The organism is Kitasatospora sp. NRRL B-11411 (assembly GCF_000721345.1).
GTDB lineage: Bacteria > Actinomycetota > Actinomycetes > Streptomycetales > Streptomycetaceae > Kitasatospora > Kitasatospora cineracea.
Window position 1 is genome coordinate 38590 of sequence record NZ_JOGH01000038.1, and the last position, 15273, is coordinate 53862.

A 15273-nucleotide genomic window follows, 5' to 3' on the forward strand; every position below is an offset into this window, starting at 1 on the left:
GCCGGGCCGGGGCCTACCGGCTGGGCTGGGCGAAGCGGACCATGTTGCCGGCCGGGTCGCGGAAGGCGCAGTCGCGGACGCCGTAGGGCTGGTCCATCGGCTCCTGGAGCACGTCGGCCCCGGTGGCGCGGACCTTCTCGAAGGTGGCGTCGCAGTCGGCGGTGCGGAAGTTGACGGCCCGCAGCAGGCCCTTGGCGAGCAGTTCGGCGGCGGCCTGCCGGTCGGCGTCGGTGGCGCCCGGGTCGGCGACCGGGGGCTCCAGCACGACCTCGACGTCGGGCTGGGCGGTCGAGCCGAGGGTGACCCAGCGCATCCCCTCGAAGCCGACGTCGTTGCGCACCTCCAGCCCGAGCGCGTCCCGGTAGAAGCCGAGCGCGGCCTCGTGGTCGTCGACGGCGATGAAGCACTGCGAGAGCTTGATGTCCATGCCCCCGACGCTACCGATCCGCCGCGGCCGGTGCTTCTCCGTTCCTGACCGGCTGCGCCTCCGGCTCCGGACCCGGCTCCGGCTGCGCCTCCGGCCCCGGATCCTCCTGCCGCGGCCGCCCGGTGTCGGTGCCGCGGATCGGCCTGGTCAGGTACATCGCCACGCACGCGGTGATGTGCTCGGCGGCGCTGTGGTCGCGGGCCCGGTACGCGCTGGGGCTCTCGCCGACGAGTTCGGTGAACCGGGTGCTGAACGAGCCCAGCGAGGTACAGCCGACGGCCATGCACACCTCGGTGACGGACAGGTCGCCCCGGCGCAGCAGCGTCTTGGCCCGCTCGATCCGCCGCGTCATCAGGTAGCTGTACGGGGTCTCGCCGTACGCGGCGCGGAAGCTGCGCTGGAAGTGGCCGACGGACATCAGGGCGACCTTGGCGAGGGCCGTGACGTCCAGGGGTTCGGCGTAGTCGCGGTCCATGGTGTCGCGGGCCCTGCGGAGGCGCTTGAGGTCGTCGATCTGCACGGCGCCCAGGGTAGTCGCCCGGTCCGACGATCGGCAGAGGATGATTCGATCATCTCCTGACCATTCGTCACATTTCTCGCGCACCGCAGCATTCGGGTGAGTTCCGGGTGGGTCGGGCACCCGTCCGCGTGCCCTCCGCTGCTAGCTTGTGAGTCACGCGAGGGAGCCCGGTGGAGTGGCCGAGAGGCGAGGCAGCGGCTTGCAGGGCCGCGTACATGGGTTCGATTCCTGTCTCCACCTCCTCGCTCCCCTCGATGTGTCCGCCCCCGCCCGGTTGGCCGGGCGGCAGTCGAGGAAGGAATGGCCCGATGGCCATCGCCACTGTCAATCCGGCCGACGGCCGTACCGTCGAGGTCTTCGATCCGCTGGACGAGGCCGGTGTGGAGCGCCGGCTGGCCCGGGCCCAGTCGGCGTTCGAGTCCTGGCGGCTGACCACGTTCGCGCACCGCGCCGAGCTGATGCATCGGGCGGCGGAGCTGCTGGAGCAGGCGAACGACAAGGTCGCCCGGACGATGACCCTGGAGATGGGCAAGCCGCTGGCCCAGGCCCGGGCCGAGGCCGCGAAGTGCGCGAAGGCGATGCGCTGGTACGCGGACCGGGCGGAGGCGCTGCTCGCCGACGAGCACCCGGCGGACGCGGACGTGGCGGACTCGGGCGGCGTGTCGGCGTACGTCCGCTACCGGCCGCTGGGGCCGGTGCTGGCGGTGATGCCGTGGAACTTCCCGTTCTGGCAGGTGGTGCGGTTCGCCGCGCCCGCCCTGATGGCGGGCAACGTGGGCCTGCTGAAGCACGCCTCGAACGTGCCGCGCACGGCGCTCGCGCTGGAGGAGCTGTTCGCCCGCGCCGGGTTCCCGCAGGGCTGCTTCCAGACCCTGCTGATCTCCTCGTCCCAGGTGGAGGCGGTGATCCGGGACGAGCGGGTCGTGGCGGTGACGCTGACCGGCAGCGAGGGCGCGGGCCGCTCGGTGGCGGCGGTCGCGGGCGACGAGATCAAGAAGACGGTGCTGGAACTGGGCGGCAGCGACCCGTTCCTGGTGCTGCCCTCGGCGGACGTGCCGGCCGCGGCGGAGCGGGCGGTGACCGCGCGGGTGCAGAACAACGGGCAGTCCTGCATCGCCGCGAAGCGCTTCATCGTGCACACGGACGTGTACGAGGAGTTCCTGTCCGCGTTCACCGCGCGGATGCGGGCGCTGACGGTCGGCGACCCGACGGCCGACGGCACCGAGGTCGGCCCGCTGGCCACCGAGCAGGGCCGCACCGACCTGGAGGAACTGGTCGCGGACGCGGTCGCGCTCGGCGCGTCGGTGGCCTGCGGCGGCGGCCGCCCGGACGACCCGGCGCTGGCGGGCGGCTGGTACTACCTGCCGACGGTGCTGACCGGGGTCACCCCCCGGATGCGGATCCACCGCGAGGAGGCGTTCGGCCCGGTCGCCACCGTGTACCGGGTCGGCGACCTGGACGAGGCCGTCGCGGTCGCCAACGACTCGCCGTTCGGCCTGAGTTCGAACGTCTGGACCCGGGACGACGCGGACCGCGAGCGGTGCGTGCGCGACCTGCGGGCGGGCGGGGTCTTCTTCAACGGGATGACCGCCTCGCACCCGGCGTTCCCGTTCGGCGGGGTGCGGCGCTCCGGCTACGGACGGGAGCTGTCCGGTCACGGCATCCGCGAGTTCTGCAACATCACCACAGTGTGGTCCGGCAGCTGAGGCAGCGCGGGGGCCCGGCGCGGGAGGGCGCCGGGCCCGGGAGCGGCCGGTGCCGCCGGCTCAGGCGTGGTGCGGGTGGGCGTGCGGGTGGGCGTGCTCGTGGCGGCCGGCGAACTGGGTGACGAACGCGACGATGGTGACGCCCCACACCACCGAGAACACGATCAGCAACCAGAGTTGGCCCACCTGCGGGGCGACCAGGCCCAGGCCCAGTGACAGGGCGAGCAGGAAGACCAGCGAGGAGTTGTGCTTGGCGGTCAGCCAGGCGGCCAGTCGGCGGACCGGATTGGGCCGGGGCGTTCCGGCAGCGGTCGCGGGCATCGCTCTCACCTCCGCGGAGTTCGGCGTCAGTTCGAGTATCCCGCGTATCCCGCCGGTCGGCGCCCCCGGCAGCCCGAGTACCCTCGCAGCCGCACCGCCCTGCGCTGCCCTGCCCCCCCACCGCCCTGCCCTGCGCCGCCCCGCCCCGCCCTGCCCCGAGGAGGAACCGACCGTGGACGACGGAGAGTCGGGGGAGCTGCTGGCGGGCGGCCTGGCCAACGCGGGCGCGGTGCGGCGGCACGGCGGCACCGTGGAACGGCCCGCCCCCGCGCACGCCGGAGCCCTGCACGCCTTCCTGACCGGCCTCCGGGCGGGCGGCTTCCCCGGCGCACCGCTGCCGGCGGGCCCGATCGCGGACGGACGGGAGCGGCTGGAGTTCCTGCCCGGGGACGTCGCCCTGCCGCCCTACCCGGCCTGGGCGCTGAGCAAGGACGCCCTGGTCTCGGTGGCCCGCCTGCTGCGGCGCTGGCACGCGGCGAGCGCCCGCACCCCGTTCGACCCGGCGGCGCCCTGGCCGGCCGACTTCGCCGACCCGGAGGGCGGCCCGCTGCTCTGCCACAACGACGTCTGCCCGGAGAACGTGGTGTTCCGCTCCGGCCGGGCCGCCGCCCTGATCGACTTCGACTTCGCCGCCCCCGGCCGCCCGCTCTGGGACGTCGCCCTGACCGCCCGCTACTGGGTTCCGGTGCTCGACCCGGCCACCGCCGCCGAATCCGCCCGCGCCCACCTCGAACTCCCGCACCGCCTGCGCCTGTTCGCCGCCGCCTACGGCCTCTCCCCCGCCGACCGCCTGGCCCTCCCCACCACCCTCGAACAGGCCACCGCCGTCTGCCGCACCTTCGTCGCCCGCCGGATCGCCGCCGGGGACCCCGCGTTCGTCTCCTACTTCGCCGCGTACGGCGGCTGGACCCGCTGGGACCGGCTGCAATCCTGGCTGGCCGACCAACGCCCGCTGCTGGAACGGGCGTTGCGCGGGTGAGCGGGGAGGGTCACCGGGACTTCACCGGGGCTCCGCCGGGAGCAGGCGGCCGGTGAGGTGGTCGACGGCGAGGTGGGCGTGCAGGCGGACGCCGGTGGGGAGGGTGTCGTCGTCGAGGTAGAAGTGCGGGTTGTGGTTGGGGACGAGGCCGCGGCCGCCGGGGGTGGGGGCGGGGTTCCCGGCGGGGTCGAGTTCGGTGTCCTGGGCGCCGAGCATGAGGTACAGGCCGCCGTGGGCGTTGACGAACTCGGAGACGTCGTCGTAGCCGAGGGTCGCGCCGGTCTCCAGGACCCGGTCCTCGCCGACCACCCGGCGCAGCGTGGGCAGGGCGGCGTCCAGCCACTCCCGGCGGTTGTGGACGGCGGGGACGTCCTGGAGGTGTTCGACGGTGGCGGTGCAGCCGTGGGCCTCGGCGGTGTGTTCGGCGAGGCGGGTCAGGCGCCGCTGGACGTCGGCCATGTCGCTCTCGACGGCGCAGCGGACGGTGCCCCAGAGGGTGACGTGCTCGCCGATGATGTTGAAGCGGCCGATGTCCTCGAGGTGGCCGATGGTGACGGTGACGGGGTGGTAGGCGTCGAGCTGGCGGTAGAGCTGGCCGATGCCGGTGACGATCGCGGCGGCGGGCGGCATCGGGTCGACGCCCTGCCAGGGGGTGGAGCCGTGCACCTGGCGGCCGGTCACGGTGATCTTGACCAGGCAGGACGCGGCGTACTGGTTGCCGACCCGGTAGCCGACGTGGCCCTTGGGGTGCGGGGTGAGGTGCAGGCCGAAGACCATGGTGGGTTCGGGGTCGGCGAGGGCGCCCTCGGCGAGCATCTGCCGGGCCCCGCCGGTCTCGGTGACGGGCGGGCCCTCCTCGGCCGGCTGGAACACGAACAGCACGGTGCCGGGCAGTTGTCCGCGCACCCCGGCGAGGACGGTGGCGGCGCCGAGCAGCATCGCGGTGTGCCCGTCGTGGCCGCAGGCGTGCGAGACCGGGAACGGGCCGCCGGGGTAGTCGTGGTCGACGGCCGAGGAGGCGAAGCCGGTGCCGCACAGGTCGGCCACCGGCAGCGCGTCGGTGTCGGCCCGCAACGCCACCACCCGCTCGCCGGGCCGCCCGCCGCGCAGCACCCCGACCACGCCGTGCCCGGCGATGCCGGTGCGCACCTCGTCCAGGCCGAGCGCCCGCAGGTGCTCGGCGATCAGCGCGGCCGTGGCCCGTTCGCGGTTGGACAGTTCGGGGTGCTGGTGCAGGTGGCGGCGCCAGGCGGTCACCTGCTCGGCGACGTCCGCACTGCGGCGGTCCAGCTCGGCGTACAGGGTCGTCGCGTCCACGGGCGTCCTCCGGTCTCGGTGTCCCCCCTGCTTTCTCCGGCATCGAGCGTACGACGCCCCCGCCCCGACGGGGCGTCAGCGCGCCTGGTGGGCCCGGTCAGGGCTGCTGCGTCGGCGGGGGCGTGGGGACGGGCGGGCCGGTGAGGAGGGTGCCGGTGTCGGAGAAGGGCCAGGCGTTGGGCAGGCAGCCGTGCAGGCCGAAGATCTGCTGCTGCATCACGGGGGCGGGCAGGCCGGGGCCGGGGCAGTCGACGTGGCCGAAGCCGAGGACGTGGCCGACCTCGTGGTTGACCGCCAGCGCGTGGTACTCCTCGGGGCGGCCGCGGTAGGACTCGGTGAGGTCGGTCCACCGCTTGACGTTGATCACGACCTGGTGGCCCGCGCCGCAGTTGACCTCGCCGCCGGTGTCCAGGCCGTACTGGCCGCAGATCCGGTCGGTGGAGGCGGGCGTGGCCAGGTAGACGGTGAAGTCGACCGGATCCGCAGCGACCCGCTGGAAGGTGCGGGTGCCGTCGGCGGACCAGCCGCGGCGGACGTCGGCGAGCACCGCGTCCACCTCGGCCGCGAACTGCTCGGGCCGCTCGGCCAGCCCGTCCTCCGCCCGCACCTTGTACCGGTACGCCTTCCCCCCGGTACCGGCGGGCTCCGTGCCGCCGCCCGCCGTGGTGAACGCCATCGGCGCGGACGCCGCCGGTGCGGCCGGGCGCCGCCACGGGTGCCAGACGGCCAGGGCGGCGACCACCGCCAGGGCGAGCAGGACGGCGAGCGCCGGTTTCGGCTTGAGGTGTCGGAGCATCGTGGAGCAGCGGCTTTCTGACGTGTGCTGACGGCGGTCACCGGACGGGTTCCGGTCCGGGCCCCACTCTGCCAGCCGCCGATCAACAGATGATCAACAGGGACGGACGCGAGCGGGGGCGCTGGTACGACCGGTGCGGCCGCGCGGGTCTGCCGATACGTGACTGATTCGGCCGCCCGCCCTCGCCGCCTACCGTCGAAGACGTCAGCCGGAACACCCCACGACACCCCACGGGAGCAGCAGATGACCGCCTACGCACTGGCCCAGGTCCACTCGGTGGAGTTCGGCCCCGACATCGTCGAGTACCTCGAGCGCATCGACGCCACCCTGGACCCCTTCGGCGGACGGTTCATCGTCCACGGCGGCAAGTCCGAGACGGTGGAGGGCAGTTGGGGCCAGAGCGGCACGATCGTCATCGAGTTCCCCGACTACGCGCAGGCCCGCGCCTGGTGGGACTCGCCCGCCTACCGGGAGATCCTGCCGCTGCGCACCCGGCACATGGTCGCCGACATCGTCCTCATCGAGGGCGTCCCGTCCGGCTACCGCGGCGCGGACTCGCTCAAGCACTGACCCCGGCTCCGGCGGCGCCCTCGGCCGCCGCCCTACCTGGAGCCGGTATCGGAGCCGGCGTCGGTGTCGGGGCGGCGTTCCACCAGCTGCCGGTCCACCAGCTGGTCGAGGACGGCCACGATGTTGCGGGCGTCCATGGCGACGAGTTCGGCCAAGCGCCGCTGGACCGTGTCGCCGTGCCGGTCCAGGGCGACCAGGACGGCGTACTGACCCTGGGTCAGCCGGTGCTCGCCGAGGAAGGTCGTCCAGGAGCGGGCGGTGAGGGAGCTCAGGCGGGCCAGCAGGAAGCCGGTGCCGCGTTCGAAGGCCGGTCGGCTGCCGCGTTCGGCGTTGAAGACCTGCAGGCGGCCGGGACGGGCGGGCCGGCGCCGGGCGAGGTGGAGGGCTGGGCGTTCGGCGCGGGCGCCCGGCCTGGCATCTCCGCGCCCTGATCCACCCTGCGGCGGGCGCGGTGCGGGGGCGGGCGGCGGCGGAAGGCAGAATCGCGGGTATGCGCACTCTTCTCGTCATCGGCATCGGCGCGGGCGACCCCGACCACCTCACCCTGGAGGCGGTCAAGGCGTTCGGCCGCACCGACGTGTTCCTGCTGCTGGACAAGCCCGCCGAGCGGCAGGACCTGATGCGGCTGCGGCGGGACATGATCGCCGAGCACGGCCGCCCCGGACACCGGGTGGTCGAGCTGGTCGACCCGGCCCGGGACCGCACCGCGGCGGCGTACGCCCAGGCGGTGGAGGAGTGGCGGGAGCGGCGGGCGGACCTGGTGGAGCGGGCGGTGGCCGAGGAGGTGCCGGACGGCGGGACGGGCGCGCTGCTGGTGTGGGGCGACCCGGCGCTGTACGACAGCGTGAGTGCCGTGCTGGACCGGATCCTGGCGCGCGGCCGGACGGAGTTCGCGTACACGGTCGTCCCCGGCATCAGCAGCGTCTCCGTGCTGGCGGCCCGGCACCGCACCACGCTGACCCGCACCGCGCGGCCGGTGCGGATCACCACCGGGCGGCGGCTGGCGGCCGAGGGTTTCGGGCCCGGCGCGGAGGACGCGGTGGTGATGCTGGACGGGCAGGCCGCGTTCGCGGAGATCGACCCCGCGGGCGTGCACATCCACTACGGCGCCTACCTGGGCACCGGGGACGAGATCCTGGTCGCCGGTCCGCTGGCCGAACTCGCCGACCGGATCGTCGAGTTGCGGGAGGAGGCGCGCGAGCGCAAGGGCTGGATCATGGACAGCTACCTGTTGCGCCGCACCGACGGCTGACCGGCTCCCGCCCGGCCCGTTCTAGACTGGCGACGCGACTGGTTCGCCCCGTCCGCCAGGCGGGGCGTCGTAAGAGGGAACCCGGTGACGCCTTGACTGGCCAGTCCGGGACTGCCCCGCAGCGGTGAGCGGGAACGACCGCCGTCATACGCACTGGGCCCGGGAGGGCTTGGGAAGCGACGGCCAGTAGGTGCCCGGGAGGCGTCAACTCCCCGGGTGTGCCCGCGAGTCCGAAGACCTGCCCGTTGCCCGGGTGCGACCCGTTCGCGTCCGGTAGCCGGTGACCTCGAGGGCGGGTCGGCACGGACACCAGGCGGGCCGCACCGGCCTCCGCCCGGTCTCGCCACCCCCGCGCGCCCTCCTGTGCACCGGTTCCAGGATCAAGGCTCGCGAGGAGAGTCCCCTTGACTACGACGTCCGTCGCCGCGGCGACCGTCCACGGATACCCCCGCCAGGGCGGGAACCGGGAACTGAAGAAGGCGATCGAGGGCTACTGGAAGGGCACCGTCACCGCCGACGCGCTGCGCTCCACCGCCGCCGAACTGCGCTGCGCCAACTGGCGGCAGCTGGCCGGGGCCGGGATCACCGAAGTCCCCACCGGTGACTTCTCGTTGTACGACCACGTGCTGGACACCACCGTCGCCGTCGGCGCCGTCCCGCCCCGGCACCGGGACGTGTACGCGGCCGACCCGCTGGCCGGCTACTTCGCGATGGCGCGCGGCACCCAGCAGGCGCCGCCGCTGGAGATGACCAAGTGGTTCGACACCAACTACCACTACCTGGTGCCCGAATTGGGGCCGGACACGGTCTTCGCCGCCGACTCTGCCAAGCAGGTCGGCGAGCTGCGCGAGGCGCTCGGCCAGGGCTACCGGGCGCGCCCGGTGCTGCTCGGCCCGGTCACCTACCTGCTGCTTGCCAAGCCCGCACCCGACGCACCGTCCGGCTTCGAGCCGCTGGCCCTGCTGGACCGGCTGCTGCCGGTGTACGCGGAGCTGCTGGCCGACCTGCGGGCGGCGGGCGCCGAGTGGGTGCAGCTCGACGAACCCGCGCTGGTGCAGGACCGCAGCCCGGCCGAACTGAACGCCGCCGCCCGCACCTACCGGGACCTCGGTGCGCTGACCGACCGCCCGAAGCTGCTGGTGGCCTCGTACTTCGACCGGCTCGGCGAGGCGTTGATCACCCTGGCCAAGGCCCCGGTCGAGGGCCTGGCGCTGGACTTCACCGGACCGGCGGCGGGCAACCTGACCGACCTGGCGGCCGTCGGCGGCCTGCCCGGCAAGCGGCTGGTCGCGGGCGTGGTCGACGGCCGCAACGTGTGGATCAACGACCTGGAGAAGTCGCTCGCCACCCTGGGCACCCTGCTGGGCTTGGCCGACACGGTGGACGTCGCCCCCTCCTGCTCGCTGCTGCACGTCCCGCTCGACACGGCCGCCGAAAGGGAGTTGGACCCGCAAATCGGTCGCTGGCTGGCCTTCGCCCGGCAGAAGGCCGCCGAAGTGGCGCTGCTGGCCCGCGCCCTGCGCGACGGCACCGGCGCCGTCACCGCCCAACTCGCCGCCAACCGCGCCGACCTGGCCTCCCGTACCGCCTCCCCGATCACCCGCGACCCGGCCGTCCGGGCCCGCGCCGCGGCCGTCACCGAGGCCGACCTTCGCCGCGATGCCCCCTACGCCGTCCGCGCCGAAGCCCAGCGCGCCCGGCTCCAGCTGCCGCCGCTGCCCACCACCACCATCGGCTCCTTCCCGCAGACCACCGAACTACGCACCGCCCGCGCCGAGTTGAACGCCAGGCGGATCGACGCGGCCGACTACCGCAAGCGGATGGAGGCCGAGGTCCGCGAGGTGATCGCCTACCAGGAGCGGGCCGGGCTGGACGTGCTGGTGCACGGCGAACCCGAACGCAACGACATGGTGCAGTACTTCGCCGAACAGCTCACCGGCTACCTCGCCACCCGGCACGGCTGGGTGCAGTCCTACGGTACCCGCTACGTGCGGCCGCCGGTGCTGGCGGGCGACATCTCCCGTCCGCAGCCGATGACCGTCGACTGGTACCGCTACGCGCAAGGCCTCACCGACCGCCCGGTCAAGGGCATGCTGACCGGTCCCGTCACCATGCTGGCCTGGTCGTTCGTCCGCGACGACCAGCCGCTCGCCGACACCGCCCGGCAGGTCGCCCTCGCCCTGCGCGACGAGGTCACCGACCTGGAGGCCGCCGGCGCCGCCGTCATCCAGGTCGACGAGCCCGCGCTGCGCGAGACCCTGCCGCTGCGCCGGGTGGCCCGCCTACCTGGACTGGGCTACCGACGCATTCCGGCTCGCCACCTGCGGGGTGCGCGCCGACACCCAGGTGCACACCCACATGTGCTACGCCGAGTTCGGCGACATCCTGCGTGCCATCGAGGAGTTGGACGCGGACGTGATCTCGCTGGAGGCCGCCCGCTCGCACATGCAGGTGGCCCGCGAGCTCGCCGAGGCGGGCTACCTCGCCGAGGTCGGCCCGGGCGTGTGGGACATCCACTCCCCGCGCGTGCCCTCCCCCGAGGAGGCGCTGCGCCTGCTGCGGGCCGGACTGGCGGCGATCCCCGCCGAGCGCCTGTGGGTCAACCCGGACTGCGGCCTGAAGACCCGCGGCTGGCCCGAGACCCGGGCTTCGATCGACAGCCTGGTCACGGCCGCCCGCACCCTGCGCGCGGAACTGCAGAACCGGCGGATCGACTGACGAGGTACCGGTCCGGGCGGGCGGGCACACCGCCTGCCCGCCCGGACCGGCCGGAGCGATCGAGGGGGCGGCCGATCGCCGGACGGGGCGGGGCGCGGCGGATCCGGGTCGGCGAGGAGGTGCTGGTCGTGCTCCCCGAGCGGGAGTCCGAGTCCCCGCTCGCGAACCGGCGCCAGGTTGGCGCATGCAGCGCCCGGGTGCGCGCCCTGCAGCACGCCTTGGCGGAGGCGCCGTCCGAGCCGGCCACCGCGTTCTGGCGGCTGGACGTCGCCCCGCTCACCGTCACCTCGCTCAGCGGGCGCGCCGGGCGCTGGAACCTGCGCTGCGGCGGTCCCCTGACATCTCGTCAGCTGCCGTAGTGCAGCGCGACGGTGTCACCGACGTTGACAGTGGTGACGCGGGTGGCACGGGTGGCTTTCGCTCGTGGTGCACGGCCGACAGGGCGGCGTACTCGACACCGCTCCGGTCGGCCGTCGTCCTGCTCGCGACGCTCGTCGCGGCCGCCCCGACCGGACCGGGGGGGCGGTCGGGCCCGCGGACCGGTCGGCCGGGGTGCGGTTCAGCGGCCGACCTCCCGGGCGCGCAGGTCGTCGACGGTCTCGCGGCGGATCAGCAGGCGGATCCGCCCGTCGCGGACGGCCGCGACCGCCGGGCGGCCGACCAGGTTGTAGCCGGAGGCCATCGAGAGCTGGTACGCCCCTGCGGACGGGACGGCGAGCAGGTCGCCCGGGCGGAGGTCGGCGGGCAGTTGGGCGTCGCGGACCAGGACGTCGCCGGCCTCGCAGTGGCGGCCGACGACGTCGACCGGCCGGGTCGCCCGGGCGCCGATCCGGCCGAACATCCGCACGGTGTAGGGGGATCCGTACAGGGCGGGGCGCGGGTTGTCGCTCATCCCGCCGTCGACGGCGGCGTGGGTCCGGCCGGCCGAGTGCTTCACCGACAGGACCCGGTAGACGGCGACCGCGGCGGGTGCGGCGATCGCCCGGCCCGGCTCGACCATCAGCCGCGGGACGGCGAGGCCGTGCTCGGCGCAGCGGGCCCGGAGGCGGGCGGTGGTCGCGGCGGCGAGGCGGGCGGGGTCGAGCTCCGGGTCGTCGGGGAGGTAGCGGATGCCGTGCCCGCCGCCGAGGTCGAGTTCGGGCAGTTCGACGCCGTGGCGGTCGCGGACCTCTGCCAGGAGGCCGACCAGGCGGTCCACCGCGGTCAGGTAGGGCTCGGTGTCGGTGATCTGCGAGCCGAGGTGGCAGTGCAGGCCGGTCAGCCGGAGTGCGGGCTGGGCCAGCACGCGGGCGATCGCCCCGGCGGCGTCGCCCCCGGTGAGCGGGAAGCCGAACTTCTGGCCGTCCACGCCGGTCCGCACGGCGCTGTGGTGCCCGGCCGCGATGCCGGGGACGACGCGGACCAGGACGCGCTGCGGGGTGTCCGCGGCGGTGGGGGCAGCGAGTCGGGGGATTTCCGCGAGGTTGTCGATGACGATCCGGCCGACCCGAAGCCGTCGGGCGAGGCGCAGTTCGTCCGGGGTCTTGGCGTTGCCGTGCAGCAGGATCCGTTCGGGCGGGAAGCCCGCGCCGGTGGCGAGACGGAGCTCCCCGGCCGAGCAGACGTCCAGCCCGAGGCCCTCGTCGGCGATCCAGTCGGCCATCGCGCTGCACAGGAACGCCTTGGCGGCGTAGAACACCTCGGCCGTCGGCAGTGCGCGGCGGTAGGCGCGCGCCCTGCTGCGGACCTCGCCCTCGTCGAGGACGTAGAGCGGGGTGCCGAAGCGGTCCGCGGCCTGCGCCACGTCGACCCCGGCGATCTGCAGGCCGCCGTCGCGCCCGGGCCTGGCGGAGGCGGGCCACGGGCTGCCGAGCGGCGGCCCGTCGGTGAGGCGGGCGGGCCGGTGGGGCGCCGCGGAGGGACGGCCGACGGCGGGGACGGGAAACGTGGTCACGGTGCGGGGCTCCTGTCGGGGACGGGGCTCGACGGCTGGTCGGTCGGTGACGGAACGCGGCGGGACCGGGCCGGGCGGGCCCCGAGCGGATCCGGTTCGTCCTGCCGGCGGGTCACCGCTGGGGTGCCAGTTCCCGCTCGGTGCCCACCGCCGCGGGCACCGGAGTGCCGGCGACCGGCGCCGCGACCAGGGCGGGGTCGGTGATCACGCGGTGGACACCGAGCGGCTCGGTGAGTGCGCGCAGGGCGGGCCCGGTGACCTCGGCGCACTCCTGGTCGGGGCCGAGCACGGCGTGCAGGGCTTCCGCGGTGCTGAACGCGACCGCGCAGCGGGTGCCGTCACGGTCCCGGAACAGGCGCAGGACCTGGGCCGGACCCGCGGTGCGCACCGGCACGTGCCGCAGGGAGCGTTCGCGGGGGTCCTCGGGTGCTTCGTCTTCGATGGGCATCACACGCTCCACGGGGATCGTCCGGTGTCCGGTCAGTCCACGTAGTGCATGGCGTGCCGGCAGTGCGCGGTGGTCCGGCGGTCGTCTTCCCGGGCGTCACCGGGGCGGCCGTCGGTGCCCTCTGCCGTGCCGGGGCCGAATACTGTTCCGCTCAGCAGCTGTCGGAACGTCGCGCCGTCAGGCGGGGCGGGCCGGCCGCGCTCCGCGGCCACTGCGGTGACGAGTTGGGTGTCCGTCATGGTCCCGGTTCCTTCCGGTCGAGGCGAGGAGCTGGGTGTTCCTGCCCTCCCTCCCAGTGGAGCCCCTTCGGCCGCCGGTCGGAGCGGTCCTTGACGCGTGGCCTACGCGCACCGGGGCGGCCTTGACACGACGTTGACGTCTGCCGGGCTGCCCGCCGCGTCCTGCGGGCAGCGGCGCCCCCGCGGCAGGGCGGTACGGGATCCCGGTCGGCCCGGGTCGGCCGACCGGGACCCCCGGGCGCCTCGAACGGTCGGCACCGGCACACTGCACGTCCGCTTCGGCGTCGCACCGGGCGCCGGCAAGGCGTACGCCGTGGCCGCCGGGGAGGCGGCTGTTCGTCGCCGCCTCCCCCATCACCGCCGACGCCGCCGAGCACTCCGGCCTCCTCCGCGACCGCACCGCCGTCATGGGCTCGCACGTCGAAGCGCAGGAGCGCCGGCCCCGGCACCCTCACCCCCAGGGCCACGGTGCGCCTGCTGCACGCCACCGTGCCCATCACCTGGCTATCGCGGCAGCCCTGACGGGTCGTCTAACGGCGCGTGCGGTAGGCAATGGTTCGCGGCACACGTCACCACCGATTCTCCTCCGCACCGCACCCGGGCCCGCTCCCGGACCGACGGCGGGCTCAAGAGGCGCTCGGCGTTGCTTCCCTGTCGAGTGCCGGGTCCCGAGCATCAGGGCTGGGAGGCCGGGGCGCGCTCGGCCTGGCCCCGAGGAGGACTCCGTGATCCGCTGCCCGAAGCCGACCCCGCCGCCCCGGCCCGCCGCCGCGTCATCCTGCTCATGGGCCGTGCTGCCCGCCACATCGGCTTGACCACCTTGGTCTCCGGCCAGGAGTTCTCCGCCGCCGGATCGCGCCACCTCGCCACCGGCACCCGGCTCGACGACGGCGCCTACATCGCCGAGTGCATCGACCTGAACCTGTGACCGGCCCCTGCCCGGCCCGGGCGGTCAGGGGCCGGGGTGACGATCAGAGGCTCGGCAGGGCAGGCGGCGGCCAAGCGGTGCAGCGCATCCGCTTCGACCTGATCGGCGCTCAGGCCCCAGCGGGCCTTCACTACCGTCCAGTCGGTCAGGTAGGCGCAGCGGTAGCCGGCCTGGGGTGGCTTCCCCAACACGCCGGCCCATCGCCGTAGTCAGGAGCTCGTGTAGCAGACAACCCGCCGATCGTACTTGGCGAAAGAGGTGCGGTCCGGGTAGATGAGGCCAAGCCTCACCCCGGCTGGCAGTTCGCGCCCGGCCCGTGCATCAGCGCAGGCGTCCTCGGCTGCGGCCTCGATCAGACTGTCCGCCATCATCGCAAGGCTGGGTGCGCCGTAGACCTGAGCGTCATGTCCCTGGGCACACGGGACCAACCTGACCATCTCCACTGACCCGTCGGCCGCAAGTGGTGCCCACGTGAAGCAGTCCCCGCTCCTCATGTCGAACACGCTTGAGTACTGAGCCGTGGAGACTCGTCCCGTCGAATCGCGGTCAACCCCAACGCCCGGTGCGGCAACCACATTGACCAGCACCCCTGTCCACAGAACCGACGTGACCAGACCCAACACGGCAAGCCCCCGCCCTGGCTGCCCACTGCGCCGAGTCTGCATCAGCCCGAACACGCCGAACCCAAGTGCGAACGGCACGAGCCCGAACACACCGGATATCGCCGACCAGAGCGCCAGCCGGTTGGTCCCCATCGGCGGCCCGTCGTCCTCGACCCGCCCAGCTCCCCAGGACACCACCCGTGGCTTTGCCTGCGACATTCCTACCCCTTCAAGCACAGAAGCCGGAGATTACATGCTCTGAGCACCAGCGCCATCCTGTCGCGCGTCGGCTAAGTTTGCGGCCATGTCGTTCTCGAACGAACCGATGGCCTTCGCACGTGTAGGTGAACACGGGGTTGGTTGTCACGCGGCGAGCGCGAGCTTAGCCGTGTGGCGTCGGTGTTCATAGTCGTTGGGGCTGAGACCGCGTTTGAGATCTCGTGGTTCGGTGGGTGAGAGCGGTCGCGGGCCTGGTCGGGTGGCGGGGCGGCCGCGGGTGAGTCGGCGGACCATGATG

The 15273-nt window shown here is 74.2% G+C and carries 16 protein-coding genes, 1 tRNA gene, 1 pseudogene and 1 riboswitch; of the genes and pseudogenes, 8 read left to right on the forward strand and 10 right to left on the reverse strand.

The genetic code is table 11. The features are described 5' to 3' along the window. Positions 1-13 precede the first annotated feature (13 nt). The gene (locus IH44_RS0119035) at positions 14-427 is read right to left on the reverse strand and encodes a VOC family protein (RefSeq protein ID WP_030460815.1); all 414 of its coding nucleotides are present in this window, start codon (positions 425-427) and stop codon (positions 14-16) included. 10 nt (positions 428-437) lie between these two features. Next, positions 438-902 carry a helix-turn-helix transcriptional regulator gene (locus IH44_RS0119040; RefSeq protein ID WP_081966979.1) on the reverse strand — a complete coding sequence of 155 codons (465 nt, stop codon included), beginning with the start codon at positions 900-902 and terminating at the stop codon, positions 438-440. Positions 903-1116: 214 nt separating this feature from the next. Between IH44_RS0119040 and IH44_RS0119045 the strand changes: the two genes are divergently transcribed. Both IH44_RS0119045 and IH44_RS0119050 read left to right on the forward strand, forming a co-directional pair. Continuing rightward, positions 1117-1187: transfer RNA gene (locus IH44_RS0119045), tRNA-Cys, on the forward strand. 68 nt (positions 1188-1255) lie between these two features. Continuing rightward, positions 1256-2653 carry an NADP-dependent succinic semialdehyde dehydrogenase gene (locus tag IH44_RS0119050; RefSeq protein WP_030460817.1) on the forward strand — a complete coding sequence of 466 codons (1398 nt, stop codon included), beginning with the start codon at positions 1256-1258 and terminating at the stop codon, positions 2651-2653. 60 nt (positions 2654-2713) lie between these two features. On the opposite strand, the gene IH44_RS0119055 is transcribed toward IH44_RS0119050, so the two are convergent. Next, on the reverse strand, positions 2714-2974 hold the full coding sequence (locus tag IH44_RS0119055) for a hypothetical protein (RefSeq protein ID WP_030460818.1): 261 nt from the start codon (positions 2972-2974) through the stop codon (positions 2714-2716). A 172-nt stretch (positions 2975-3146) separates the two neighbouring features. Here IH44_RS0119055 and IH44_RS0119060 point away from each other — a divergent pair, with 172 nt between their 5' ends. Further along, positions 3147-3953: an aminoglycoside phosphotransferase family protein gene (locus IH44_RS0119060; protein ID WP_030460819.1), complete on the forward strand. Its 807-nt coding sequence runs from the start codon at positions 3147-3149 to the stop codon at positions 3951-3953. Positions 3954-3974: 21 nt separating this feature from the next. On the opposite strand, the gene IH44_RS0119065 is transcribed toward IH44_RS0119060, so the two are convergent. Next, positions 3975-5270: a M20 family metallopeptidase gene (locus tag IH44_RS0119065; protein WP_030460820.1), complete on the reverse strand. Its 1296-nt coding sequence runs from the start codon at positions 5268-5270 to the stop codon at positions 3975-3977. A 97-nt stretch (positions 5271-5367) separates the two neighbouring features. Then, the gene (locus tag IH44_RS0119070; RefSeq protein WP_051817060.1) at positions 5368-6066 is read right to left on the reverse strand and encodes a DUF3152 domain-containing protein; all 699 of its coding nucleotides are present in this window, start codon (positions 6064-6066) and stop codon (positions 5368-5370) included. A gap of 243 nt (positions 6067-6309) precedes the next feature. Between IH44_RS0119070 and IH44_RS0119075 the strand changes: the two genes are divergently transcribed. Continuing rightward, complete coding sequence (locus IH44_RS0119075) at positions 6310-6636, forward strand: DUF1330 domain-containing protein (protein ID WP_030460822.1); 327 nt, start codon at positions 6310-6312, stop codon at positions 6634-6636. 32 nt (positions 6637-6668) lie between these two features. Here IH44_RS0119075 and IH44_RS49730 read toward each other — a convergent pair whose 3' ends face one another. Further along, the gene (locus tag IH44_RS49730; RefSeq protein ID WP_369794972.1) at positions 6669-6920 is read right to left on the reverse strand and encodes a MarR family winged helix-turn-helix transcriptional regulator; all 252 of its coding nucleotides are present in this window, start codon (positions 6918-6920) and stop codon (positions 6669-6671) included. Between IH44_RS49730 and IH44_RS48165 the strand changes: the two genes are divergently transcribed. The 4 genes and pseudogenes from IH44_RS48165 (at position 6813) to IH44_RS0119100 (ending at position 10965) form a co-directional block, all read left to right on the forward strand. Next, positions 6813-7067, forward strand: coding sequence for a hypothetical protein (locus IH44_RS48165; protein ID WP_030460823.1), 255 nt, complete (start codon positions 6813-6815; stop codon positions 7065-7067). The genes IH44_RS49730 and IH44_RS48165 overlap by 108 nt on opposite strands. 59 nt (positions 7068-7126) lie before the next feature. Next, complete coding sequence (cobF, locus tag IH44_RS0119090; RefSeq protein ID WP_030460824.1) at positions 7127-7888, forward strand: precorrin-6A synthase (deacetylating); 762 nt, start codon at positions 7127-7129, stop codon at positions 7886-7888. A 22-nt stretch (positions 7889-7910) separates the two neighbouring features. Beyond that, positions 7911-8149, forward strand: a riboswitch (cobalamin riboswitch). A gap of 221 nt (positions 8150-8370) precedes the next feature. After that, positions 8371-10606 (forward strand): annotated as a pseudogene (gene metE, locus IH44_RS41185) (5-methyltetrahydropteroyltriglutamate--homocysteine S-methyltransferase). Positions 10607-10803: 197 nt separating this feature from the next. After that, the gene (locus IH44_RS0119100) at positions 10804-10965 is read left to right on the forward strand and encodes a hypothetical protein (RefSeq protein WP_157852389.1); all 162 of its coding nucleotides are present in this window, start codon (positions 10804-10806) and stop codon (positions 10963-10965) included. 200 nt (positions 10966-11165) lie between these two features. On the opposite strand, the gene lysA is transcribed toward IH44_RS0119100, so the two are convergent. From lysA to IH44_RS0119125, 4 genes are all read right to left on the reverse strand, one after another. Then, positions 11166-12539, reverse strand: coding sequence for a diaminopimelate decarboxylase (gene lysA, locus IH44_RS0119105; RefSeq protein ID WP_051817061.1), 1374 nt, complete (start codon positions 12537-12539; stop codon positions 11166-11168). Between the two features lie 112 nt (positions 12540-12651). After that, on the reverse strand, positions 12652-12987 hold the full coding sequence (locus tag IH44_RS0119110) for an SAV_915 family protein (protein ID WP_051817062.1): 336 nt from the start codon (positions 12985-12987) through the stop codon (positions 12652-12654). A 32-nt stretch (positions 12988-13019) separates the two neighbouring features. Then, positions 13020-13226, reverse strand: a complete 207-nt coding sequence (locus IH44_RS0119115; RefSeq protein ID WP_030460828.1) for a hypothetical protein — start codon at positions 13224-13226, stop codon at positions 13020-13022. Between the two features lie 1137 nt (positions 13227-14363). Further along, positions 14364-14975 carry a DUF4190 domain-containing protein gene (locus IH44_RS0119125; protein WP_107066575.1) on the reverse strand — a complete coding sequence of 204 codons (612 nt, stop codon included), beginning with the start codon at positions 14973-14975 and terminating at the stop codon, positions 14364-14366. Positions 14976-15273 lie beyond the last annotated feature (298 nt).

Bases quoted from the DNA above. Each gene is read 5' to 3' on its own strand.
- IH44_RS0119035 (WP_030460815.1), bottom strand. From the start codon at position 427: ATGGACATCAAGCTCTCGCAGTGCTTCATCGCCGTCGACGACCACGAG.
- IH44_RS0119040 (WP_081966979.1), bottom strand. From the start codon at position 902: ATGGACCGCGACTACGCCGAACCCCTGGACGTCACGGCCCTCGCCAAG.
- IH44_RS0119050 (WP_030460817.1), top strand. From the start codon at position 1,256: ATGGCCATCGCCACTGTCAATCCGGCCGACGGCCGTACCGTCGAGGTC.
- IH44_RS0119055 (WP_030460818.1), bottom strand. From the start codon at position 2,974: ATGCCCGCGACCGCTGCCGGAACGCCCCGGCCCAATCCGGTCCGCCGA.
- IH44_RS0119070 (WP_051817060.1), bottom strand. From the start codon at position 6,066: ATGCTCCGACACCTCAAGCCGAAACCGGCGCTCGCCGTCCTGCTCGCC.
- IH44_RS0119075 (WP_030460822.1), top strand. From the start codon at position 6,310: ATGACCGCCTACGCACTGGCCCAGGTCCACTCGGTGGAGTTCGGCCCC.
- cobF (WP_030460824.1), top strand. From the start codon at position 7,127: ATGCGCACTCTTCTCGTCATCGGCATCGGCGCGGGCGACCCCGACCAC.
- IH44_RS0119110 (WP_051817062.1), bottom strand. From the start codon at position 12,987: ATGCCCATCGAAGACGAAGCACCCGAGGACCCCCGCGAACGCTCCCTG.
- IH44_RS0119115 (WP_030460828.1), bottom strand. From the start codon at position 13,226: ATGACGGACACCCAACTCGTCACCGCAGTGGCCGCGGAGCGCGGCCGG.
- IH44_RS0119125 (WP_107066575.1), bottom strand. From the start codon at position 14,975: ATGTCGCAGGCAAAGCCACGGGTGGTGTCCTGGGGAGCTGGGCGGGTC.